Genomic DNA, 25,128 nt, shown 5'->3' on the forward strand with positions numbered 1-25,128 from the left:
AATTGCGGCGGCTCGGGGCCGCCGGAGCGCGCGCGTATACGTCCCCCTAGGAGATCCGTAGCGCTTGGCGTGATGTTACCGGCATGCACGGTGCACACCTGGGCGCCTGCGCGGTACCCAACAGGAGGTCATCCTAAATGTGTCCTTACTCACACTCGCCGATATCGGTCCGCTGTGACGCGGATCGGCGCTGGTGGACCGTGTCAAGGGCAGCGCGGTGGCGGCGGACGAGCCTTGTCGGCCCGTCGCGGCGACCATAGTCTGCTAATTGGGGGAACACTCACTCGTCCGCGGCGGCCGCCTCGCAAGTGGCCCGTACGCCGATTTCGATACTGCGAGAGGTGATCATGGCCGAGTCCGCGCAGCCACAGGTGGCGGCGCAGCCCGGAGGATCGGGCCGATCGAACGTGCTGACGTCCTACGACCCGCGCACCGGCGAGACCGTCGGCAACTACGCCGTCATGGGCGCGGGCGAAATCAACCGAACGGTGCGCGCCGCCCGCGCGGCCGAAAAGTGGTGGGCCGAGCTGGGATTCAGCGGTCGCAAGCGCTGGCTGCTCGACTGGAAACGCGATATCGCCCGTCGCGCAGGCGAATTAGTCGAGATACTGTCCGAGGAAACCGGAAAACCGGAGGCGGACGCGGCAATCGAGGTGATGCTCGCGGTCGAGAACCTCGACTGGGCGGCCCGCAACGCGGCCCGCGCGCTCGGCAGGCAGAAGCTCGGCTCCACCTGGCTGACCCGCAACCAACGCGCCTCGGTGGGCTACCTGCCGCTCGGCGTGATCGGGGTGCTCGGTCCGTGGAACAACCCGGTGTTCACGCCGATGGGGTCGATCGCCTGCGCGATGGCCGCGGGCAACACGGTGGTGTTCAAACCGCACGAGCTGACCACCGGCGTCGGCGTCTGGCTGGCCGACAGCTGGACCAGGCTGGCCCCGAATCAGCCGGTGCTGCAGGTGGTTACCGGTGATCACGCGACCGGCAACGCGCTGTGCCGGGCCAAGGTGGACAAGATCGCCTATGCCGGTTCGGATTCCGGCGCGCGCGAGGTGATCGCGCTGTGTACCCAGACGATGACGCCGGTGGTCGTGGAACGCAGCGGCAAGGGCAGCATGGTCGTGCACGTCGACGCGAAGCTCGACGACGCCGCCGAGGCCGCGGTGTTCGGGGCGATGGCCAACGCCGGGCAGAACGCCACCGGAATTCAGCGGGCCTACGTCGCGGAGTCGGTATACGAACCGTTCCTGGAGCTGGTGGCCGCGCAGGCCGCCAAGCTGCGCCCAGGCGCCGACAAGCGCGCGTCGTACGGACCGATGATCTTGGAGTCGCAGGTCGAGGTGGTGCGCAAGCAGATTCGCGACGCGCTGGCCCGCGGCGGTCGTGCGGTGGTCGGCGGCCTGGATTCGATTCGCGAGCCGTATATCGAACCCGTGGTGCTTGCCGAGGTGCCGGAAGAGAGCCTGGCGATCACCGGCGAGGGCATCGGGCCCGTCCTGGTGGTGAACAAGGTGACCAGCATGGAAGAGGCCGCGCAACGCATCAACGCGGTGGGCAACGACGTCGCGGTCTCGGTGTTCACCAGGGACGTGCACGAGATCGAGACGTTCGCCGAGCACCTGCGCGTCGGCGTGGTGACCATCAATTCCTCGACCGCCTACGCGGGCATTCCCGCGCTGCCGTTCGGCGGTGTCGGCGAATACGGGCAGGGCCACAGCCACGGCGATCAGGGGTTACGCGAATTCAGCCACACCCTGGCCATTGCGCGTAAGCGCTACAAAGCGCCGGTCAATCTGTCCACCTTCGACCGGCACCCGCGCGATTTGCGCTTGGCCAAGACCATCTTCCGCATCCGGCACGGGCGACGCACCTGACGTGCTGTTAGGCCTTACTGCCCAGCAGAACGGCCTGCATGAGCGCGGTCACCCGAGCCAATTGCGGTGGGCGGGAATCGAATCGGAGGAGGCGGCCGACATCGATGACCTGACCGATCGCCGCGTGCACCCGGAAACGCGCCTCGACGGGATCGCCGTCCAGCAGATTGGCCCATTCGAGGACATTCTGGCGTTGAATGGCGCGCAGTTTGTGTTGCTCGGCGGGCGGCAGGTTACTGAATTCGGCGTAGTAGACCGGCATGATCTCCGGCATCGCGAAGGTGAGCCGAGCCTGGCGCTCGGCGATGCGCCGCACCGCGTCCTCGCGGCTGGTCGCCTCGGCCAGTGCCTCGGTGATCGCGAGGGCGACCCGATCGCCGGTCCGGTAGAACGCGGCGGCGAGCAGGTCGGACTTGCTGGCGAAGTAGCGGTACACGCTGGAGGCGTTGATGCCGACGGCCGCGCCGATCTCCTCGATGCTTGCCTCGTGATAGCCCTGCCTGCCGAAGATCCGAATCGCCTCGGTGAGTAGCTGTTCGCGCTTCGACGACACCGGCAGGCCGCGCGTGACGGGTCCCGGATCCGGTTCCGGCGACGCGGGCGGCAGCTCGGCGCGCAGGATCGCCCAGGACATGTCGTGCAACAGCGGCAGCAGCTTGGCACCGGACAGCGCGCTGCGATGCGCGGAGATGCTGGCGATCGCGCTGAGCACCGCGGCGGCCAGCATCGCCACATCGGCAGGCGGCGCGTCGGGCCGTAGCAGTGCGATGGGTTCGGCGAGCGTGCCGTTCAGGTCGTCGTAGATCTTCCTGATCCGGACTCGATCTTCGCGTTCCAGGTAGCGCCGCTCCCAGCGGTACAGCCCGGCCTCGCGGCGGATCTCGATGGTGTGTTCGCTGATCGCTCGGATAAGCGCGTCCAGCCGCGCGTCAGGAGCCAGCTGCGCGTCATCCGCGGCGCGGGCGACAGTCAGCAGGTGCCTTGCGCCCTCTTCGGCGGCCGCGACGAGCAACGCGTATTTGTTCGTGAAATGCCGATACAGCGCGGGCCCGGAGATGCCCACCTCGGCGGCGATCTCGTCGACCCCGACCGGGTAGTACCCGCGATCGCTGAACGCGCGCGCGGCCGCCCGCATGATCTGTACCTTGCGATCCTTGGGACGCCGACGAACCGGCCCGCCCGTCACCCGGCCCCCACCCCCGGTGGGATCGCTGGGCGATGCTGTCGCACCGGCATCCGGCCGCGAGGAAGCGAGGCCGACCTCGCTGCGATCCGCGACCATGCACCTCTCCGATCTCCGGCGGCGCCGCTGGTTGACAGCGCCCGACAATGGAACCTAAGTTAACCACAATTCGCAAAGTTAACCAGTATTCATGGCAGGGTAGCCGCTGAGTTCCAGCGTAGGAGCAGACATGAGAAATACCGATTCTGCGGCAGTAGCCGCGTCCTCCGCGCCCGCGACGCGGTTTTCGGCGGTGCACGACGGCAAGGTGCTCCGCGTGACGATCGCCAACCCGAAGCGTAAGAACGCCGTCGACTACGACACCATGGTCGCGCTCGGCGACACCTTCGTGGCGGCCGCCGCGGACCGGTCCGTGCGCGTGATCGTGCTGACCGGCGACGGCGGCGATTTCTGCACCGGCGCTGACCTCTCGGCCACCGTGCGCGAGGCCCAGCGCGGCATCACCCCCGATATGACGATGGACGCCGCTAATCGCTTGGTGAAGTCCATCGTCGACTGCCCGGTCCCGGTGATCGCCCGTGTCAAGGGCGCGACGGCCGGCGTCGGCGTCGCCATCGCGCTGGCCGCCGACCTCGTCTACGCCAGCGAGGACGCCTACCTTCTGCTGGCCTTCATCAACATCGGCCTGATGCCCGACGGCGGCGCGGCCGCCATGATCGCCGCCGCGGCAGGCCGCCCGCTCGCCGCGGAGATGGCCCTACTCGGCGAGCGACTCCCGGCCCCCGCCGCGAAACAGGTGGGCCTGTTCACCGCGGTCCTCCCCTCAGATGAACTAGACGCCAAGGTCGAAGCCGCGGCCGCGAAGATCGCCACCGGCCCCCGCCGCGCCCTCGAACTCACCAAGCAGGCCCTCAACCAAGCAACACTGACCTCCCTCGACACCGCCCTGTCAGCCGAAAAGTCCGGCCAGACCGAACTTTTGACGTCCCCCGACTTCCTCGAAGGCGCCACCGCCATGCTCACCAAGCGCAAGCCGGTATTCGAAGACTGATCGCCAACTCCGCGACCACAACTTCCGACGCGCACGAATCTGGCCTGAAGTCCCGGAGCGGCGGCCCGGCGCTAAGCTCCTCGGCTATGGGCTACCTGGTTACCGGGGCAACTGGGTTCATCGGTCGGTTCCTCATCCCCGAGCTGCTGAAACGCGAGGGGATCATCCATGTGCTGGTGCGGCCCGGTGCCGATTCCGCCGACCGGTTCACCTGCTGCGCCCGCGAGTGGGGTGGTGCGGATCGGGTGCGTCCGGTGCACGGCGATCTCGGCGCGCCCGGCCTAGGTATCGATCCGGCGTGGCTGGCCGAGTTTCGCGGCTCGATCGACCATGTCTTCCATCTGGCGTCCAGCTATGACCTCGCCGAACGCGGCGACGGCACCAAGCATGTGGTCGACGTCGCCGAAAGCCTGAAAGCCGGTCTGCTGCATCATGTCTCGACGGTCGAGGTGGCCGGTTCGGCGGAGGGCCTGTTCACCGAGGACATGTTCGACGAGGGCCAGGTGCTGGCCACACCGACGCAGCGGGCCAAGTTCGAGGCCGAGCGGATCGTTCGCGATGCCGCGCTGCCCTGGCGCGTCTACCGCCCGTCGATCGTGATCGGCCATTCCAGAACCGGCGAGATCGATCGAATCGACGGCCCGTACTACTTCTTCCGGCTGCTGCGGATGGGCGCGCAGCTGCCGAGAATCCTGCCGGTGCTGGTGCCGAAGCTCGGCGAAACCAACATGGTCCCAGTCGATTTCGTGGCCCGCGCCCTGGATCATCTTGCGCACCAACCAGGCTCGAACGCCACCACCTACCATCTGGTCGACCCGCGCAGACAGAGCGTGGCCGAGGCATTGAACCTGTTCGCCGACGAGGCCGGCGCCCCGCACCTGGTCGAGGTAATGCCGAAGCGCGCGCTCGACATGGTGTTACAGGTCCCCGGCGCCAGCTGGATCCTCCCCCGAGTCGGCGTCCCCCGAGATGTCTTGGAGCACAGCGAATTCACCTGCTGGTTCGACTGCCGCAACACCACCGCCGCCCTAACAGGCACCGACATCAAGGTCCCACCCCTGGCCGGCTACGCCCCCCTCATCTGGAAGTACTGGATCGAGAACTGGGTCTGAACCCAGCCCGCACCTTCCGTCACCACAGCCAGTGGTCACGCCCGCGAGCTCGCCGGCCCGGATTCCGTCTTCTGTGGGTCGTTCGGGTTCAAGCGGCGGTGATTGTCAGGTAGATCAGCACGATGTTGAGTACTGAGATTATGGCGGCTATCAGCCAGGCCAGGGCGGTGGTGATGCGGTGGTTGACGTTGGCGCCCATCAGGACTCGGTCGCTGGTGAAACGTACTAGGGGGATCAGGGCGAAGGGGATGCCGAAGGACAGCACTACCTGGGAGATGATCAGGGCGCGGGTGGGATCGACGCCGGCGGCGAGGATGGCCAGGGCGGGGATGAGGGTGATCACTCGGCGCACTAGTAGTGGGATGTGGCGGCGTAGTAGGCCCTGCATGATCATCGCGCCCGCGTAGGCGCCTACGGAGGTCGAGGCTAGGCCGGAGGCGAGTAGGGCGATGGCGAGCAGCAGTGCGGCGACGGGGCCGAGGGCGTCGCCGACGGCGGTGTGCGCGTCTTGTAGCGTCTCGATCTCGCGGTCGCGCAACGTGTTTGCCGCCATCAGCAGCATTGCCAGGTTGACCGTGCCTGCCAGCACCATTGCGAGCACGACATCGATTTTGGTGATCTTCAGCAGGCGGGCACGCAGCGGTCCGGGCGCCGGATGGCCGTGCCGGTCCCTGGCCAGGCCGGAGTGCAGGTACACCGCGTGCGGCATGACCGTCGCGCCGATCATGGCCGCGGCGAGCAGCACACTCTCGGCGCCCTGGAACCGGGGCAGCAGTCCGCCGAGGGTGCCGCCGACCGAGGGCGGCGAGATGAACAGGCTGGCGAGGAAGCCGATCGCGATCACCGCGAGCAACCCGGTGATCACCCGCTCGAACGGCCGCTGCCCGCGCCGGTCCTGCACCAGCAGCAAACCCATCGACACCACACCGGTGATCACGCCGCCGACCAGCAGCGGCAGCTGGAACAACAGGTTGAGCGCGATCGCGCCGCCGACCACCTCGGCCAGGTCGGTGGCCATCGCGACGGTCTCGGCCTGCCCCCAGTAGGCCAGCCGGGTCGACCGGCCCGACCGCTCGCGCACCGCCTCCGGCAGCGACATGCCGGTCACCAATCCCAGCTTGGCCGAAAGGTATTGGACGAGCCCCGCCATCACGTTGGCCATCACGATGACCCACACGAGCAGGTACCCGAACTTCGCACCCGCGCTGATGTTGGACGCCACATTGCCGGGATCGACATAAGCGATCGCGGCCACGAAGGCTGGGCCGAGTAGCAGGCTGGCCGCACGGGCCCGCTGGGACGCAGATCTAGCGGACTCAGCCAAGGTGGTACTCACGGAACAAGATTTTACGGGTCCCCGAACTTTTTCGTTAGCTCTACCCATAAAAGCCGACCGCCTGGTCATACCCAAAGGTATAACCAGGCGGTCGGTCGGTATTTAGTGGGTCGCTAGATGCCCAGGCCGTGGGCCAGGACCGGCCACGACAGCTGGAACTCGTCGCGCCAGTAGCCCCACGAGTGGGTGCCGGAGTTGCGGAAGTTGTAGGTCGCCGGGATGCCCAGCGAGTCCAGCTTCCCCCGGAGGTTGTTGGTGCAGTAGTTGGTGCCTGCCTCGATCACGCCGCCGATGATGATCTGGTTGGCCAGACCGTAGGCGCCGGGGAGCGCGTACTTGCCGTCGAGGGTGTCGTACTGGCCGGGCAGACCGTTGCCGGTCGAGATGTAGAGGTCCAGTCCGCGCAGGCCCTCGGCATGCACGTACGGATCGTTGGCCGCCCACTCCGGCGAACCCTGCGGGCCCCACATGTTGTCGGTGTTGCCACCGCCCCAGGTCTCGACGGTGAGCTTGACGAACTCCGAACCGACCGGGTCACTGGTCTGCGCGCAGCCACTGTAGGCCGCGGCCGCCTTGTACAGGCCGGGCTTGGCGATCGGCAGCGCGAGCACGGTGGTGCCCGAGGTGGACAGACCCGAGATCGCGTTCACGCCATTAGTGCCGAGCGCGCCGTCGACCAGCGGCGGCAGCTCCTCGGTGAAGAAGGTCTTCCACTTGTTGCGGCCGAGCGTCGGGTCGTCCTTGATCCAGTCGGTGTAGTAGCTCCACTTGCCACCGATCGGCTGGATCACGTTGACGTTCTTGTCCGAAAGGAACTGCAGCGCGTCGGTCTTCGCCTGCCAGGACGCGTCGTCCTGACCGCCGCCCGCACCGTTGAGCAGGTACAGGGCCGGACGCGGCACCGAGGCGTCGGCCGGGCGCTGCACGTCGATGATGACCTTCTGGTCCATCGCCGCGGAGTACACGTACAGCCGAATGTTGCGCGCATCCTTGTATTCGGCCTTGGTGATCTTCGAGCCGTCGGGTGCGGTCGGATTGGCGAGCAGACTCTTGCCATCGATGATCGGATCAGCGGCAGAGGCGGTGGTAACGCCGAGGCCGGTCATCATTCCCGCAAGGACCGCAGTGGCCGCGATCGCCGCTGCGGCACGCAGGCCGCTGCGCCGGGTCTGTCGACGTATCAATTTCGCACCTTCGCTTCGTCTCGAGATTCCATCTGCATTCCCTACGCACCTGCGGCGGATGCCCTGAACACGCCACGGCAGACCATACGGGGTATGGAGTCGTGGCAAAAGAGGTGATCGTTACCGCAGCGTTGCCCATCATGCCTGAGCAACCCCGATCTTCGCGCGCCCGACCCACCTTCGGTCGCGCCGAGCGCTCGCGAGCCGCGTATGCGCGAGGCCGCACCTAGTGCGCCCGCGGATCGAGCAGCTCGGACAGGCTCGGACCGATCTCGGCCAGCGCCTCCGGCGTGGTCATCTGATCGTGCGCGACGCCGATCGGGTGATCTTCGACACGGCCGTCGACGAATGGTTGCCAGCCGGCTGCCGCGGTGTCGTGGCCCGCCGCGCTGTAGTAATCGAGCCTGCCGTGGAACACCTCTGGGCGATGTTCGGCGATGAGCTCGGCCGAACGCACCGCGCTGCGGTAGATCCGGCGCACCCGCTCCGGGGTGAGCACGGCCATGTCCGGCGGGATGGTGGCGTGCAGCGCGGCGAGTGCCTCGTCGCTGAGGTCGTGAATGTCGCCGTCGCTTGGCAGCAACGCAACCGCGTCTATGACGGTATTCGCGGGTCCCTCCGTGGTTACGCTCGCCGTGCCCGCCGCAAGTGCCGAGCCGATACCGAGCTCGCTGAGTGCCTCGCGAATCGCCGCACGGAAGTCGGTGACGTCGATGTCAGGATGACTGTCCAGCATGGCGAGCAGCGCGACCTGCTCACCCGCGGCCTGCAATTCGGTCGCGATGGCGTGCGCGAGCACGCCGCCGAGCGACCAGCCGAGCAGCCGGTACGGGCCGTGCGCTTGCACGGCCCGGATCTCCGCCACGTACCGGGCAGCCATCTCGGCCAGCGATGCGGGCAGGTAGCCGTCCTCCGTCAGCGCGGGTGACTGCAGGCCGAAGATCGGCCTGCTGGCAGGCACGTAACGAGCCAAACCGGCGTAGCACCAAGACAATCCGTACATCGGGTGGATGCAGAACAGCGGCTCGGCGGCGGCCATGTCGTGCGGCACCCTGGTGCGGATGGGCAGCAGCACACCGAGCGCGGCGTTCGAGTCGAGGTCGTAGTCGTGGTCACCGGCCAGCGCGGCCAGGATGCGGGTGGCCAGCGCGCCCGGGGTGGAGTCGGTGAAGAACCACTGCACCCTGACCTCGGCACCGGTGAGCGTGCGCAACCGGCTGACCGCGCGGGTCGCGACCAGCGAATTGCCACCCAGATCGAAGAAGTCGTCGTCGAGGCCGACCCGGTCGACAGCCAGGATCTCGGCGAAGACCTCGACGATGGTCCGCTCCAGCGGCGTGGTCGGCGGCCGGTACGGGCGCGCGGCCAGGTCCGGGACCGGGAGCGCTTTACGGTCGAGCTTGCCGCTTGCGTTGAGCGGCAACGCGTCCAGGACCAGGAACGCCGACGGCACCATGTAGGAGGGCAGCGAAGCACGCGCGTGCAGCAGCGCCGCGGTTTGGTCGATGGTCTCCCCCGGCATGGCGACCAGGTAAGCGACGAGCCGGTCGCCTGCGGTGCCGCTGACCAGGGAGACGGCGGCGTGCCGCACCGAATCGAGGGCGAGCAGCACGGTCTCGATCTCACCGAGCTCGATTCGCTGGCCGCGCAGCTTCACCTGGAAGTCGCTGCGGCCCAAGTACTCCAGTGCGCCGCCGCGCCAGCGGACGATGTCACCGGTGCGATAGAGGCGCGCACCGCCCTCCTGCGCGACGAAACGCTCCGCGGTGAGGGCCGGGGCACCGAGATAGCCGCGAGCCAGCTGAACGCCCGCGACGTACAGCTCGCCTGCCGCGCCCGGCGGCACCGGGCACAGCTGCCGATCGAGCACATGCACCTGGGTGTTGGCGACCGGTGTGCCGATCGGAACCGGCACCGCGGCAACGTCTTCCACCGGATAGTCGGTGACCACCGTCGCCTCTGCGGGCCCGTACCAGTTGATCAGGCCGGTATCCGATAGGGCGGCGGCGAACGATGCCACGGTCTCCGCGGTGAGCGCCTCGCCCGCCACGAACACGCGACGCAGGCTCGGGAACTCCGTCAATTCCGGCACCAAGAAGGCGTCCAGCATCGAGGGCACGAAATGCACCGTGCTGACGGCATTTTCGGCAATCGTCTTGGCCAGGTACGCCGGATCGCGATGGCCGTCGGGTTCGGCGACGACGATCGAGGCGCCGGTCTGCAACGGCCAGAACAACTCCCAGGTGGAGATGTCGAAGGTGATCGGCGTCTTGTGCAGCACCACGTCATTGCCATCGTGCGGATAGGTCCACTGCGCCCAGCGGAACTGGTTGACCATCTGCCGGTGGGTGATCACCACGCCCTTGGGACGGCCGGTGGAACCGGAGGTGTAGATGACATAGGCGACGTTGTCCGGGTGCACGTCGGTGTCGGTGAACGCGACCGACTCCAGCGGCAGGTAGAGCGTGTCCACCGCGACGACCGCGATATCGGTGTCGGTCACGAAAGCGTCGGCGCTGGTGGTCAGCACGCAGGCCGGGTTGGCACTGGCCAGCACGTACTCGTTGCGTTCGGCCGGGTGATCCGGGTCGATCGGCAGGTAGCCCGCCCCGGCCCGCAGCACGCCGTAGATGGTGACGACCAGGTCGATGCCGCGCCGCATGGCCACGCCGACCCGCGATTCCGCGCCGATGCCCCACCGGGCGATTTCCCCGGCCAGTGCCCGCGAGCGCAGGTCGAGGTCGGCGTAGCTGAGCGTGACATCGCCGTAGCGCACCGCAGGCGCGTCCGGCGTGCGCGCCACCTGCGCGTCGAACAGGGTCAGCAGCGTCGCGTCGTCCAGCAGGTCCGGCACCGCGGTGGCGTTGCGGGCGGCCAGCTGGGCGCGTTCGCTGTCGAGCAGCACATCGATATCGGCGATGCGGGCCTGCGGGTTGGTCACGAAGCGACGGATCAACACCGAAAGCCGTTGCGCGAGTGCCTGTGCCGCCGCCTCGTCGAAGAGGTCGCGCAGGTATTTCACCGACACGCGTAGCTGACTGTCCAGCACCACCATGATGGTGAGCGGGTAGTGAGTGCCGTTGACCGCGCCGACGCCGGTGACGCTCAGGCCGTCGATGTCGCTGGCCTTGTCCAGGCCGTCCCGGTCGACGGGGAACGATTCGAACACCACGAGGGAGTCGAAAAGCCCTTCCACGCCGATGGTTTCCTGGATATCGCTCAGCCCGAGGTAGTGGTGGTCCAGCAGCCCGGCCTGCTCACCCTGCAGCTGGCGCAGCAGCCCACCGAGCGTGTCGGTGGCACCGAGCCGCACCCGCACCGGGATCGCGTTGAGGAACAGCCCGACCATGCTCTCGACGCCGTCCAGCTGCGGCGGCCTGCCGGACACGGTGGCACCGAACACCACATCGTCGCGATCGACACTGCGGCCGATCAGCAGACCCCAGGCCGCCTGCACCACCGTGTTCACCGTGACGCCGAGGCCCGAGGCGAGCCGGGTGAGGGCGGTGGTGTCGGACTGCGCCAGCTCGAAGCCGACTTCGCCGACCCCGGCCGAGATTTCGCGGCCCGGATCGACCGGTGCCAGCGGCGTCGGCTCGGTGATGCCGGTGAGCGCGGTGCGCCAGGCTTCGCGTGCCGAGTCGGCCTTCTGCGCCACCAGCCAGGCCAGGTAGCCGCGATAGGACGGCACCTTGGGCAGATGCCGGGAATTGCCGCCGAGCGCGTACAGCGTCAGCAGGTCCTTCATCAGCAGCGGCATCGACCAGCCGTCGATCAGGATGTGATGGCTGGTCACCAGCAGGTGGAAGGCGTCGTCGGACGAGCGGATCAGCGCGAAGCGCAGCAGCGGCGCGGTCCGCATGTCGAAGTGATCGGCGAGGTCGGCCGCCTTGATGTCGGCCAGTTCCTGCGCCGCGGCTTCGGGCGCGAGCTGGCCGAGATCGATGATCCGCCAAGGCACTTCGAGCGAGTCCTGCACGATCTGCAGCGGATTGCCCGCGGCGTCTTCAGCGAAGGCGACGCGCAGGTTGTCGTGCCGATCCAGCACCGCCTGTGCGGCCGCGTGCATCCGGCCGGGGTGCACGTCGCCGCCGAGGTCGAGCACGAACTGGGTGGTGTAGACGTCCACCGAGGATTCGGCGAGCAGCGCGTGGAACAGCATGCCGGACTGCAGCGGCGTCACCGGCCACACATCGGTCAGGTTCGGGTAGGTGGTGGTGAGGCGGTCGATATCGGGCTGCTTCAGCCGAACGAGCGTGAAGTCCGACGGCGTGAAGGTAACTCCGTCCGTGCGCAGGCCGTGTTCGGCTAGCCCGCCCAGCGCGTAGATCCAGTGCTCGGCAAAGTTTTTCACCGCTTCACCGGCGAATACGGCGGAGGCGTAGTCGAAACGGGCGACCAGGCCGTCATCGGCGGCGTCGACGGTGAGGTCGAGCAGCAGGTCCTCGGCCATGGTGTCGGTGTGCACCCGGGCCGGGCGAAGATCCCGATAGCGCAATGCGAATCGGCCACGGCCGAGCTCGCTCAGTTCGGCGGCGGTGTCCGCGTTGAGGTAACGCAGCAGGCCGTAGCCGACACCGTGCGAGGGCACCGAGCGGCGCAGCTCCTTGATCTGCGCGAGCGCGGCACCGGCGGCCGGACCGCCGACCAGTGCGTCGTCGGCATCGATCCTGGTGAGCCGCAAGGGAAGCGGGAACTCCGTGGTGAAGCCGCCGACCATGTTCTCGTCGGCGTTGGTCGCGGAACGCTCGTCGGCGGAGAGCCGGATCACCGAACCGAGGGCGCGCGTGACGGGTTCGCCCGCCGACGTCTGCAGTGCCAGCGCGACCGCGGTGAGCAGGACGTCGTCCACGGTGGCGTGATAGGCCGCCGCGGCAGCCGCGACCGCGGCGGCGCCTTCCGCGGTGATGGCCAGCGAGACCCGGCTGCGCGCCCGCAGATCGCGGCCGTCGGCGACGGTGCCCTCCGGGACGGTCGCCAAAATTCGCTCCCACCAGCCCAGCTCGCCGACGGTCCGCAGATCGTGGGCCTTGGCCGAGAGCGCGCGGATGAGCACGCCGAGGCCGGACTCCGGCGCGGCGGGGGCGGCGTGCCGGCCGCGGCTCCACGCGGCGGTCAGTTGATCGACAATGGTCCGCCACGAGATATCGTCCACGACAAGGCCGTTGGCGACGACGATCAGCGTCGACCGGCCCTCCGGCCCGCCGGTCAGCACGAAGTGGATGTTGCGGCCCTGCTCGGGATCGAGGGCAGCGGCGGCCGCCTGCACCACATCGTCGATGGGCAGGGTGGTTTCGCCGCCCTGCGCGTCGAGGCGGCGGAACGCCTCGCCGGTGCGTTCGTCGGCGGGCGGGATCCGCAGCACCGGAGTGTCACCCTCGCGGTCGAGCCGCACCCACAGCATCGGATGCTGCTCGAGCACCTTGCCGACCGCGGTGTGCACCGCCTCGACGGCGCAGCTTTCCGGCACGTCCAGCGCGATGGCCCGGACCTCGACCCCGGTTTCTAGCAGCCGCGCCGCGTGCGGCGTCAACGGCAGGTCGCCGGACTCGTCGCCCGGCCCGTCCTCCACCACGGCGGCCTTGGCCAGCGCGGCGACGGTGCGCGACTCGAAAACGTCACGCGGCGTGAAGGTCACGCCGCGACCACGGGAGCGCGACACCACTTGGATGGAGACGATGCTGTCGCCGCCGAGGGCGAAGAAGTCGTCGTCGAGCCCGACCCGTTCGATGCCGAGCACCTCGCCGATCACCTCGGCGATGGTCAATTCCGCCTTGGTCTGCGGCGCGCGGTACGCGGTGGTCTCGATGGCCGGTTCGGGCAGTGCGCGCCGATCCAGCTTGCCGACCGGCGTCAGCGGGATCTCGTCCAGCACCACGATGGCCGTCGGCACCATGTACTCCGGCAACGTGGTGCCGAGCTGTTCGGTCAGCGTCGCGACGTCGAGTGTCGCGCCCTTGGCGGGCAGTACGTAGGAGACCAGCATCGTTGCGCCCGCACCGGATTCACGGCCGAGGGTGGCCGCGAACTCGACACCGGGCTGCGCGGTCAGTGCCGCATCGATCTCGCCGAGCTCGATGCGGAAACCGCGCACCTTCACCTGGAAGTCGTTGCGGCCCACGTACTCCACCACCGGCTCAGCGCCACCGCGGGGCCCACCCGCGATCCGGCCACCGCCCCTCATCGAATCGCTTCGCGATGCCGGCAGCCATCGCACTACGTCACCGGTGCGATAGAGCCGCTCGCCGGGCCTGCCGTACGGGTCGGCGACGAACCGAGCCGCGGTGAGGCCCGACCTGGCGTGGTAGCCGCGGGCCAGCTGGATGCCGCCCAGATACAGCTCGCCCGCAACACCTTCGGGCACCGGCCGCAGCCTGCGGTCGAGCACCAGCGAACGCATGCCGCGGATCGGGCCGCCGATGGTGACCGGCTCGCCCGGCCGCAGCGGGTCGCTGATGTTGGTCATGATCGTGGTCTCGGTGGGGCCGTAACCGTTGTGGAAGCTCCGGTTCTCGGCGCCTGCCCACTTGTCGACCAGGTCGGCGGGCACCGCTTCGCCGCCGGCCACGATGGCCCGCATGCCGGACAGGGCGTCCTGGTCGAGCGAGGCGAGCACGGACGGGGTGAGGAAGGCGTGCGTCACCCCTTCGGCCTGGATCAGTTCGGCCAGTTCGTCGCCGCCGAAGGTCTGCGGCGGCGCGACCACCAGCGCGCCCGCCGAGCCGAGCGCGAGCAGCAGCTCCAGCATCGAGGCGTCGAACGAGGGGGACGCGAAAGCCAGTGCGCGCGTGGACTGGTCGAGCTCGTACCGTTCGACCTGCTCGGCACTGAAGTTGGCCAGACCCGCGTGCGTGACAACGACACCCTTGGGCAACCCGGTGGAGCCCGACGTGTAGATGACGTACGCGGCGTTGGTGCTCCGGATCGGGCCGTGGCGTTCGGTGAGGCTGATGGGCCGGTCCGACCGGGACGCGACGTCGAAGGTGAAGTCGCGGTCGTCGAGCACGAACCAGGGACGGCCACCCGCCATCGTGGGCAGGCCGCCGAGCTCGGCGGTGAGCGTCACGCCCAGTGCCGCACCGGAATCGGCCACCATGTGCGCGATGCGGTCGGCAGGGTAGGTCGGGTCGATCGGCACGATCGCCGCACCGGTCTTGGCGATCGCCCACAGCGCGAGTAAAGACTCGACCGAGCGCCGGATCGCCAGCGCGATCAGGACGTCAGGGCCCGCACCGCGATCGATCAGCGTGCGCGCCAATTGCGAAGAGGCGGCATCGAGTTCGACGTAGCTGAAGGAACGGCCGCCGACGACGAGGGCGGCGCCGGTGGGGTTCCTGGTGACCGCGGAGGCCATCAGTTCCGGCAGGCTGCGCGGCGCGGCGGCCTCGGCACCCGCGCGGGAGACCAGGTCGGCGCGCTCGGACTCGTCCAGGATCTCCAGGTCGCCGACCGCGATGCCGGGGTCCTGAGCGACGGCGGCCAGGATGTCGCGGAATCGGCGGCCGAACTCGGTGACCGTCTGCTCGTCGAACAGGTCACGGGCATAGGTGAATTCGGCGGCTAGGCCGGCCTCGGCACCCGCTTCGGTCCGCTGCTCGCGCATGGTCAGCAGCAGATCGAACTTGGCGGTGTCGGCCGCCGGGTCGAGCGCGGCGAAGTTGAGGCCGGGCAGTTCGAAGCTTGTCGCAGCGAGGTTTTCGAAGGACAGCGCCACCTGGAACAGCGGATGCCGACCCACGGAGCGCTCCGGATCGAGCACCTCGACCAACCGCTCGAACGGAGTGTCCGCGTTGGCGAAGGCCCGCAGGTCGGTCTCCCGATTATCGGCGAGCAACTCGGCGAAGCCGAGGTCGGCCGCGACCCTGGTGCGCAAGACCAGCGTGTTGACGAACATGCCGATCAGATCGTCGAGTTCGGCCTCGCCGCGGCCCGCGATCGGGGTGCCGATGGCGACGTCCTCGGTGCCGGACATCCGGGCGAGGAACACCGCGAGCGCGGTGTGCACGACCATGAACAGGGTGGCGTTGTGCTGCTTGGCCAACCCGACCAGCGCGGCATGCACGTCGGCGTCGACGACGAAATCCGTTTTGCCACCGGCGAAACTCTGCGCCATCGGACGGGGCCGGTCGGTCGGCAGGTTCAGCTCGTCCGGCAGATCGGCGAGTTCGGTTGTCCAGTAGGCGAGTTGGGCGCCCGCCAGCGACTCGGGATCGTCGTCGCTGCCGAGCACGCTGCGCTGCCACAGCGCGTAGTCGGCGTATTGGATCGGCAGCGGAGCCCAGGACGGCGCCTCGCCGCCGCTGCGAGCGGCGTAGGCCAGCATCAGGTCTCGGGTGAGCGGGCCCATCGACCAGCCGTCGGCGCTGATGTGATGCGCGACGAACACCAGCACGTATTCGCTGCCGGCGAGCTGGAACAGCCTGGCGCGAAACGGCACCTCCATGGTGACGTCGAAACCGGCGGAGACGATGCGCTGCACCTCGTGCGCGACGCGTTCCTCGCCGATCTGCGCGGGCGCCAGATCCACCGAAACCTCGTGCGGCGCAAGAATGCGCTGCTCCGGCCCGGCCAAGGTCTCCGGGTACACGGTGCGCATGATTTCGTGGCGCGCGACGAGATCGGCGACGGCCTGCTGCAACGCGTCGACATCCAGATCGCCGGACAGCCGGATGGCGGCCGGGATGTTGTAGACGGCGGCGGCGGTGTCGAACTGGTTGAGGAACCACATCCGCTGCTGGGCGGAGGACAGCGGAATGTGGTCGGGGCGCGGCTGCGCGACAAGCGGGTTGCGGGTGTGCTCGCTCGTGGTGTGCTCGACCTTGACCGCGAGTCCGGCGACGGTGGACGCCTCGAAGAGGGCGCGCACGGGGACCCGCGAATCGAGTGCCGCACCGATCCGCGCGGCGACCTGGGTCGCCAGCAGCGAGTTGCCGCCGAGTGCGAAGAAATCATCGTCGGCGCCGACGCGCTCGACACCGAGCACCTCGGCGAAGACCGACGCCACGATCTCTTCGATGGGCGTCGACGGCGCGCGGAATGCCAGTGCCTCGAATTCGGGCTCCGGCAACGCCTTCCGGTCCAACTTGCCGTGCACGGTGCGCGGCAGGGCGTCCAGCACCACGAACGCCGACGGCACCATGTACGACGGCAGCGCCGCGCTCAGCGCCGACTTCACCTGTGCCACATCGAGACCGGCGGCATCGTCGGGCAGCCCCGCCTCGGCGGCGGCTTGCGCGGCGAAGGCGGCGGCCTGGACGGCGAACGACGAGGCAGGCCCCGCCGGCGCGCCGGGTTCGGCGGCGACCAGATAGGCCACCAGGCGATCACCGGTCTTGGGATCGGACTTGGCGACCACCGCGGTCTGCGCGATCTCCGGCAGCGCGAGCAGCGCGGCCTCGATCTCACCGAGCTCGATCCGGAAACCACGGATCTTCACCTGGAAATCGGTGCGGCCCTGGTATTCCAGCTCGCCGTAGCGGTTCCAGGCAACCAGGTCACCGGTCCGGTACATCCGCGTGCCGGGCTGGAACGGGTTGGCCACGAACCGGTCCGCGGTCAGATCCGCGCGACCGAAGTAGCCGAGCGCCAGCTGACCACCCGCCAGATACAACTCGCCGAAGATGCCGATCGGCACCGGGCGGAGTCGACCGTCGAGCACATAGACCTGACTGTTCCACTCGGGTGCGCCGATCGGCACGGAGCTCTGGTCGGTCTCGGTCACCCGATGACGCGTGATCGACACCGCGGCTTCGGTCGGGCCGTACAGGTTGTCCAGCAACACGTCTGGGTGCGCCGTCACGAACCGCTGGGCCAGCGCGGCGGGTAGCGCCTCACCGATGGCGAGCACGCGCCGCAGCGGGGACGGTTCCGGCGTGGCGTCGGTGCCGGTGTGCACCAGCAGCGCGTCCAGCATGGACGGGACGACGTGCAGCGTCGTCACCGCCTCCCTGGCGATCAGGTCGTTGAGGTAGGCCGGATCACGATGCCCGTCCGGCGCCGCGATCACCAGCTTGCCCGCGCAGACCACCGCCGACCAGAACTCCCATACCGAGAGGTCGAAGGTCGCCGCGGTCTTGAGCAGCACGGCATCGTCGTCGGACAGCCCGAATTCGGCTGTCTTCCACTGCAACTGGTTCGCGATGGCGGCGTGCGAGACGGCGACACCCTTCGGGCGGCCGGTCGAGCCCGACGTGAAGATCACGTACGCGGTGTTCTCGGGCCGCAACGGCGCGACGCGCTCGGTGTCCGCGAGCGGCGCGCTCGCGAAGGAACCGAGTACGAGCTCGTCGATGGGCACCAAGGGCGCCGCCTCGGTGTCGAAGTCCGCGTCCGCGTTGGTCAGCACGCACACCGGTGCCGCGGCCCGGAGGATGTACTCGGTGCGCTCGGCGGCCTGGTCCGGGTCGACCGGCACATACGCGCCACCGGCTTTGGCGACCGCGTACATCGCGACGACCAGGTCCACCGAACGGCGGAAGGCAAGGGCCACCCGCGATTCCGGTCCGACGCCGATCGAGATCAGGTAGCGGGCAAGACGATTCACCTGGGTGTCGAGCTCGACGTAGTTCAGCTCGTGCCGGGCGCCGTTGGGCAGGTCGGCCACCACGGCGACGGCCTCGGGTGCCGCGGCCAGCACCGCCCGCCGCAGGAACCACGGCAGCGTCGCGGCGGCATCGATCGGGTGCGCGGTGTCGTTCCACCGGACCAGCACCGCGTCGCGTTCGTCGGCCGCGAGCAGGTCGATATCGCCGACCGGGGTGGCGGCGTCGGCGACGACGGCGGCGAGGATCCGCGACAGCCGGTCGGCGAAGCTCTGCACCGTCGCGGCGTCGAAAAGGTCGGTGGCGTAGGTGAAGAACCCGCCGATGCCGGTCGGCGTGCCCGACTCGTCATAGCTGTCCCCGACGATGAGGTGCAGATCGAACTGCGACACATCGAGATCCGCGTCGACACCGGCCACGGCGAGGCCGGGCAGCTCGAGCGCGGCGCGGGCGATGTTCTGGAACGACAAGCCCACCTGGAACAACGGATGATGCGCGGTCGAACGTGGCGGGTTGAGCACCTCCACCAACCGCTCGAACGGGATGTCCGCGTGCGCGAACGCCTGAAGGTCGGTATCGCGTTGCCGGGCAAGCACATCGGTGAACGCTTCGCCGCCGTCGAAGGTGGCCCGGAAGATCACCGTGTTGACGAACATGCCGATCAGGTCGTCGAGCTCGCGCTCGCCCCGGCCGGCTACCGGGGTGCCGATGGCGATGTCGCCGGAACCCGACAGCCGGGCGAGCAGCACCGCGAGCGCGGTGTGCACCACCATGAACAACGTCGCGCCATGTGCGCGCGCGAGTTCCACGAGACCAGCGTGCGTGGCGGCGTCGATCCGCACGTCCACTCGCGCACCGGCCATCGACGCGATCGCGGGGCGCGGCCGGTCCGTCGGCAACTCCAGCAGGTCCGGCAATCCCGCGAGTTGCTTGCGCCAGAACCCGATCTGCTGCGCGGCGATCGATTCCGGGTCGGTCTCGTCGCCGAGCACCGCACGCTGCCACAGCGCATAGTCGGCGTATTGCACCCGCAACGGATCCCAGCCGGGCGCCTCGCCCGCGGTCCGCGCGGCGTAGGCGATCATCACGTCGCGCACCAGCGGGCCCATCGAGGAGGCGTCCGCCGCGATGTGGTGCACCACCACCGCGAGCACATAGTCCGATCCCGCTGTGCCGTCGGTGATTTCGAGCAGTCGAACGCGCACCGGCACCTCGTCGGTCACGTCGAACGGTGTCGACGCCAAGGCGTACACCTCGCCGGGTACCTCGGCCGCGGCGACCGGGTGGGCGGTGGCGTCCAGGGTCACCAGGCTCGCGGGCAGCACCACCTGCACCGGACCGTCGGCGCTCTCCGGGTACACGGTGCGCAGCACCTCGTGCCTGCTCACCACGTCGTCGAGGGCCGCGCCGAGTGCCGCGACATCCAGCGCACCGGTGAGCCGCAGAGCAAACGGCAAGTTGTAGGCGGCCGAGCCCACCGCCGCGTCATCACCGTCGGCCTGGTCGAATCGGTTCAGGAACCACATCCGCCGCTGTGCCAGCGACAACGGCAATTGTTCTGGCCGGTCGATGCTGCCGAGCAGGATGCCCCGCTCGTCGTGCGTCCTGGATTCGATGGCGGCGGCCAGCGACTGCACCGTCGGCGTCTCGAACAGCGTGCGCACCGGAACCTTGGCGTCTACCGCGGCACCGAGCCGCGCCACCAGCCGGGTGGCGACCAGCGAGTTGCCACCGAGGGCGAAGAAATCATCGTCGGCACCGACCCGGTCGAGCCCGAGTACCTCACTGAACACCCCGGCGACGATCTCCTCGACCGGCGTTGCGGGCGCGCGGAATTCGCGCGCGGTGAAGGTTGGTTCGGGCAGCGCCTTGCGGTCCAGCTTTCCGCTCGGGTTCAGCGGGAAGGCGTCCAACTCGATGAGCGCGGTCGGCATCATGTAAGCGGGCAGCGTTTCCGCGATCGCCGCGAGCAATTCCGGCTGCTCGATGGAATGCCCCGGCGCGGCAACGACGTAGGCCACCAGCTGATCGCCCAGCGTCGACTGGCTGACCAGCGCCACCGCTTGGTTCACCGAAGGCTGGGCGAGCAACGCCGTTTCGATCTCGCCGAGTTCGATGCGCTGACCGCGGAACTTCACCTGGAAGTCGGTGCGCCCGATGTAGTCCAGCCGATGCGAGCGACCTGCCGTGGTATCGCGCCATACCACCAGGTCGCCGGTGCGGTACATGCGCTCGCCGAAGCCGAAGGGGTCGGCCACAAAACGATCCGAGGTCAGGTCCGGTCGCCGGACGTAGCCGCGCGCCAGCTGATCACCGGCGAGGTACAGCTCACCGGGCACCCCGGCGGGCACCGGGCGCAGCCGAGCGTCGAGCACGTAGACCTGGGTGTTCCACTGCGGCAGGCCGATCGGCACCGAGCGGGTATCCGAGCCGTCGGCGGTCCAGTAGGTCACCGACACGGCGGCCTCGGTCGGGCCGTAGAGGTTGTGCACCCGCGCGGCCGACACCGCGCGGAACGCGCCGACGGTCTCCGGCGGCAACGCCTCGCCGATCACGAAGACGTCCCGCAGCGTCGGGCAGGCGTCCGCCGCGGTGTGCGCGGCGAACACGGTCAGCATCGACGGCACGAAGTCGGTAACCGTTACTCGCTGTGCGGCAATGGTTTCCGCGACGTATACGGGATCGCGGTGCCCGTCGTGGGTGGCGACGACCAGTTTCGCGCCGGCCCGCAGCGGCATGAAGAAGCCCCACAGCGACACGTCGAACGTGGTCGCGGTCTTCTGCAGGTACACGTCGTCGGTGCCGAGTGGGTACTCCGCCAGCATCCACTCGAGCTGATTGTTGATCGCGGCGTGCGAGATCGCGACACCCTTGGGCCGCCCCGTCGAACCCGAGGTGAAGATGACATAGGCCGGATGCTGCGGCAGTACCGTCCGGAGCAGTTCCTCCTGGCGGACCGGGGCACCGTCAAAGGCGTTGGTATCGGCCGTATCCAGGGTCAACACCGCAGTGCCGGTCGGCACCTCGATCGCGTCCGCCGACGTGGTCACCACGCAGGTCGGTTGTGCGGTATCGAGAATGTGCGCGATCCGCTCGGCCGGATGATCCGGATCCAACGGCACATACGCACCACCAGCCGTCACGATCGCATACATACCGACAACAAGATCCAGCGAACGCCGAATCGCCAGACCCACCAACGACTCCGCACCCACACCCTGCGAAATCAACAACCGAGCAAGCTGGTTGACCCGCCCATCGAACTCGCCATACGTGAGCTCAGTGCCTTCGTAGACCACCGCGACGGCCTCCGGATGCGCGGCCGCCGCCCGCCGATAGCCGTCGAGCAACAGCTCGGGGGCGACCGCGTACCGGGTCTCGTTCCAGCCGACCAGAATCCGCGCCAGCTCCGCCGGTGCCAGCAGATCGATCTCACCGACCGCGCGTTCCGGATCGGCGCCCGCCGCCGTAAGCAACCGCTCGAAGCGCTGCGCGAACTCCGCGATCGTCACCTCGTCGAACAGGTCCGTGGCGTAGGTGAACTGCGCCGAGAACCCTTGTTCCGCCTTGGGCACGACCGTCAGCTGCAGATCGAACTTGGCCACCGCGCCGTCGAAATCGACCGCCTGCGCGGACAATCCGGGCAGCTCGACCTGTGCCTTGTTCATGTTCTGGAAGAACAGCGCCACCTGGAACAGCGGGTGGTGCGCCTGCGAGCGCACCGGGTCGAGCACCTCGACCAATCGCTCGAACGGCAGCTCGGCATGCGAAAACGCCGCCAGGTCCGTCTCTTTGGTGGCGGCAAGCAACTCGAGGAACGAGGCACCGGGATCGATCGGCGTGCGCAACACCAGCGTGTTGACGAACATGCCGATGAGCCCGTCGAGCTCCCGCTCACCACGACCGGCCACGGGTGTGCCGATGGTGATGTCATCGGTGCCCGAGAGCCTGGCGAGCAGTGCGGCGAACGCGGCGTGCACCACCATGAATTCCGAAGCGCCCGCGCGCTGGGCGAGCTCGATGAGCCCGCGATGCACCTCGGCGGTGACCTCGAAGGTGTACTCCGCGCCGCCGCCGGTGGCGACGGCCGGGCGCGGGCGGTCCGCGGGCAGTTCGACCCGATCCGGGATGCCCGCCAGGGCATTGCGCCAGTACGCGATCTGCGCGGCGGCCACCGACTCCGGGTCGTGCTCGTCGCCGAGGACCTCACGCTGCCACAGCGTGTAGTCGGCGTACTGCACCGGCAGCGGCGGCACCGCGGGCGGTGCGCCGTTGCGCCGGGACAGGAAGGCGCCGAGCAGGTCCCGCAGGAACGGCGCGACCGAGGCGCCGTCGGCGGCGATGTGGTGCACGACCACCACGACCACATGCTCGCTGGGCGACAACTCGGCCAGCGCGATGCGCAGCGGCACCTCGGCGGCGACATCGAAGCCGGTCAGCGCGAACCCGCGCAACCAGTCCACCAGCTCGTGCTCGGCCAGTGGCTTGGGCGCAAGATCCGGAACGGCCTGCGCCGCAGGCAGTATGACCTGATAGCCGACGCCGTCGATGGCCGGATACACGGTGCGCAGCGTTTCGTGCCGCTCGATCACATCGGTGATCGCGGCCTGCAACGCCGACACATCCAACGAGCCGGACAGCCGGATGGCGAACGGGATGTTGTTCGCCGCCGACGCCGTGTCGAACTGGTTCAGGAACCACATCCGCTGCTGCGCCAGCGACAGCGGAATGTGCTCGGGCCGCTCGGTGGGCGCGAGCGCACGCCGATCGCCAGCGCCCTTCAACGACTCCATCCGCTCGGCAAGCCCGGCGACCGTTGGTGTTTCGAAGATCAGCCGGGCAGGCACCCGCGCGGTGAGGGCCGCGCCGAGCCGGGCGGCGGCCTGCGTCGCGATGAGCGAATTGCCGCCGAGCTCGAAGAAGTTGTCGTCGGCACCCACCGGGGCTCCGGGCCCGAGCAGCTCGGCGAACACATCGGCGACCAGTTCCTCCAGCGGACCGACCGGCGCGCGAAACACCTTGGTCTGCAGGCGCGGCGAGGGCAGCGCGGCCCGGTCCAGCTTGCCGACCGGCGTCAGCGGGATCGCGGCGAGCACCATGACCACGGTCGGCACCATGTGCGCGGGCAGGCTCTGCTCCGCGACCGCGGCCAATTCGGCGGCGTCGGCGTCCATTCCGGGCGCGGAATGCACGTACGAGACGAGAATCGTCGCACCGCTGTCGAGGTCGTGCCCGACGGTGACCGCGAAGTCGACGGTCTCATGCGCGGCGAGCACCGCGTCGATCTCTCCGAGCTCGATGCGGAAGCCACGAATCTTCACCTGGAAGTCGTTGCGGCCCAAATACTCTAGCTCCCCCGAACCAGTCCAGCGGACCAAGTCGCCGGTCCGATACAACCGGGAGCCGTTGGCGTCGAACGGATTCGCGACGAACCGCGCCGCCGTCAGCCCCGCTCGATCGTGATACCCCCTGGCCAGCTGCGCGCCGGTGACGTACAGCTCGCCGACGGCCGCACCGGCCACCGGCACCAACTGCTCGTCCAGCACGTATTCGGTGATCGCGCGGATCGGCCCGCCGATGGTCACCGGTGCGTCCGGGGCAAGCGGCGCACTGATATTCGTCATGATCGTGGTCTCGGTGGGCCCGTACCCGTTGAAGAACTCCCGGATCCGCTTACCGGAAACCGGTGCGGCCCAGCGCCGCACCAACTCCGGCGGGCAGGCCTCGCCGCCCGCGACCACCACGCGCAACTCGTCGAGCCCGAACGGATCCAGCGACGCCAGCGCGGCCGGCGTGATGAACGCATGCGTCACGCCTTCCCTGCGGATCAGCGCCGCGAGCTCCTCGCCGCCGAACACCGTCGGCGCGACGATCACCATGGTGGCCGCGCCGCCGACCGCCAGCAGCAACTCCAGCACCGAGGCATCGAAGGACGGCGACGCGAAATGCAAAGTCCGCGAATCGCTCGTCACCCGATAGCGCTCGCGCTGTTCGTCGCAGAAGCTCGACAGTCCGGCCTGAGTGATGACGACACCCTTGGGCTTGCCGGTCGAGCCCGACGTATAGATCACATAAGCCGGATGTTCGGCACGCAGCGGCCGCACCCGGTCGATGTAGGTCACCGGATCGGCGGGGAACTCCTCGAGCAGCCGCGCGCAGTCGGCGGTGTCGATCGGGAGCCAGTCCAGCCGGTCCGGCAGCTCGTCGCGCACCGCGGCGACGGTCAGTCCGAAGACCGCGCCGGAGTCGACGACCGTGTGCTCGACCCGGTCGGCCGGATAGTTCGGATCCACCGGCACGAAACCGGCACCGGCCTTGGCCACCGCCCAGACCGCGACCACGGAGTCGATCGACCGCGGGATGCCGACGGCCACCAGGTCCTCCGGCCCGACACCGTGGCCGATGAGTAGTCGGGCCAGCCTGGTCGACCGGTCATCGAGCTCGGCGTAGCTCAGCTCCGCCAGGGTGCCGGTGGCGTCGGCGAACGCGACGCCGATGCCGCTCGGGTTCGCCTCGACGGCGGTCGCCATCAGCTGCGGCAGGGTGGTGACTCTGGATCGCCTGGTTCGGGTCGGCCGAACGCGTGCCGGTCGGGTCATGACTCCACCTCGCTGGCGCTCGGCTCCGTCATGCCCCAGGCGGGCTGTAACATGGCTCCCTCGCTGCGCTCGGTCACGCGCACACCGCTGCACGCGCGTCGTCATACCGCTGCCCGACCGACCGAACCATGGAGAAGCCTCACCCTGCCTGTTGTCGCCGCAAACCCGCCTCGATGCTCCCCGCCCCCATGATCATCGAACGCGCGTATGCCCATCGTTACCGACCCCACCGGCTCACGCCGAACACA

7 protein-coding genes are annotated in these 25,128 nt (G+C 68.8%); 3 read left to right on the forward strand and 4 right to left on the reverse strand.

What is annotated here, in order from left to right; translation table 11 throughout:
* Window positions 1–347 precede the first annotated feature (347 nt).
* Window positions 348–1,874 (forward strand): aldehyde dehydrogenase family protein, encoded by a 1,527-nt coding sequence (locus ACIBCN_RS33510; protein WP_396995702.1) that lies wholly within the window; start codon window positions 348–350, stop codon window positions 1,872–1,874.
* Between the two features lie 7 nt (window positions 1,875–1,881).
* On the opposite strand, the gene ACIBCN_RS33515 is transcribed toward ACIBCN_RS33510, so the two are convergent.
* Complete coding sequence (locus tag ACIBCN_RS33515) at window positions 1,882–3,156, reverse strand: TetR/AcrR family transcriptional regulator (RefSeq protein WP_396995703.1); 1,275 nt, start codon at window positions 3,154–3,156, stop codon at window positions 1,882–1,884.
* A 130-nt stretch (window positions 3,157–3,286) separates the two neighbouring features.
* Between ACIBCN_RS33515 and ACIBCN_RS33520 the strand changes: the two genes are divergently transcribed.
* Window positions 3,287–4,108: an enoyl-CoA hydratase gene (locus tag ACIBCN_RS33520; RefSeq protein ID WP_396995704.1), complete on the forward strand. Its 822-nt coding sequence runs from the start codon at window positions 3,287–3,289 to the stop codon at window positions 4,106–4,108.
* A gap of 86 nt (window positions 4,109–4,194) precedes the next feature.
* A complete protein-coding gene (locus ACIBCN_RS33525; protein WP_396995705.1) occupies window positions 4,195–5,220 on the forward strand; it encodes an SDR family oxidoreductase in 1,026 nt (341 codons plus the stop codon).
* An 88-nt stretch (window positions 5,221–5,308) separates the two neighbouring features.
* Here ACIBCN_RS33525 and ACIBCN_RS33530 read toward each other — a convergent pair whose 3' ends face one another.
* The 3 genes from ACIBCN_RS33530 to ACIBCN_RS33540 all read right to left on the reverse strand — a co-directional run bounded on the left by ACIBCN_RS33530 (window position 5,309) and on the right by ACIBCN_RS33540 (window position 24,880).
* Window positions 5,309–6,604 carry an Nramp family divalent metal transporter gene (locus ACIBCN_RS33530; protein ID WP_396995706.1) on the reverse strand — a complete coding sequence of 432 codons (1,296 nt, stop codon included), beginning with the start codon at window positions 6,602–6,604 and terminating at the stop codon, window positions 5,309–5,311.
* Between the two features lie 65 nt (window positions 6,605–6,669).
* Window positions 6,670–7,662: an alpha/beta hydrolase gene (locus ACIBCN_RS33535; RefSeq protein ID WP_396995738.1), complete on the reverse strand. Its 993-nt coding sequence runs from the start codon at window positions 7,660–7,662 to the stop codon at window positions 6,670–6,672.
* A gap of 304 nt (window positions 7,663–7,966) precedes the next feature.
* Window positions 7,967–24,880 carry an amino acid adenylation domain-containing protein gene (locus tag ACIBCN_RS33540; protein WP_396995707.1) on the reverse strand — a complete coding sequence of 5,638 codons (16,914 nt, stop codon included), beginning with the start codon at window positions 24,878–24,880 and terminating at the stop codon, window positions 7,967–7,969.
* Between the last annotated feature and the right edge of the window lie 248 nt (window positions 24,881–25,128).

Origin of the sequence: Nocardia sp. NPDC051052 (assembly GCF_044456045.1) — a bacterium.
Taxonomy (GTDB): Bacteria; Actinomycetota; Actinomycetes; order Mycobacteriales; family Mycobacteriaceae; genus Nocardia.

Excerpts from the sequence above, each read along its gene's own strand:
- ACIBCN_RS33530 (WP_396995706.1), bottom strand. The coding sequence starts at position 6,604 with ATGGGTAGAGCTAACGAAAAAGTTCGGGGACCCGTAAAATCTTGTTCC.
- ACIBCN_RS33540 (WP_396995707.1), bottom strand. The coding sequence starts at position 24,880 with ATGACCCGACCGGCACGCGTTCGGCCGACCCGAACCAGGCGATCCAGA.
- ACIBCN_RS33510 (WP_396995702.1), top strand. The coding sequence starts at position 348 with ATGGCCGAGTCCGCGCAGCCACAGGTGGCGGCGCAGCCCGGAGGATCG.
- ACIBCN_RS33525 (WP_396995705.1), top strand. The coding sequence starts at position 4,195 with ATGGGCTACCTGGTTACCGGGGCAACTGGGTTCATCGGTCGGTTCCTC.
- ACIBCN_RS33520 (WP_396995704.1), top strand. The coding sequence starts at position 3,287 with ATGAGAAATACCGATTCTGCGGCAGTAGCCGCGTCCTCCGCGCCCGCG.
- ACIBCN_RS33535 (WP_396995738.1), bottom strand. The coding sequence starts at position 7,662 with ATGACCGGCCTCGGCGTTACCACCGCCTCTGCCGCTGATCCGATCATC.
- ACIBCN_RS33515 (WP_396995703.1), bottom strand. The coding sequence starts at position 3,156 with ATGGTCGCGGATCGCAGCGAGGTCGGCCTCGCTTCCTCGCGGCCGGAT.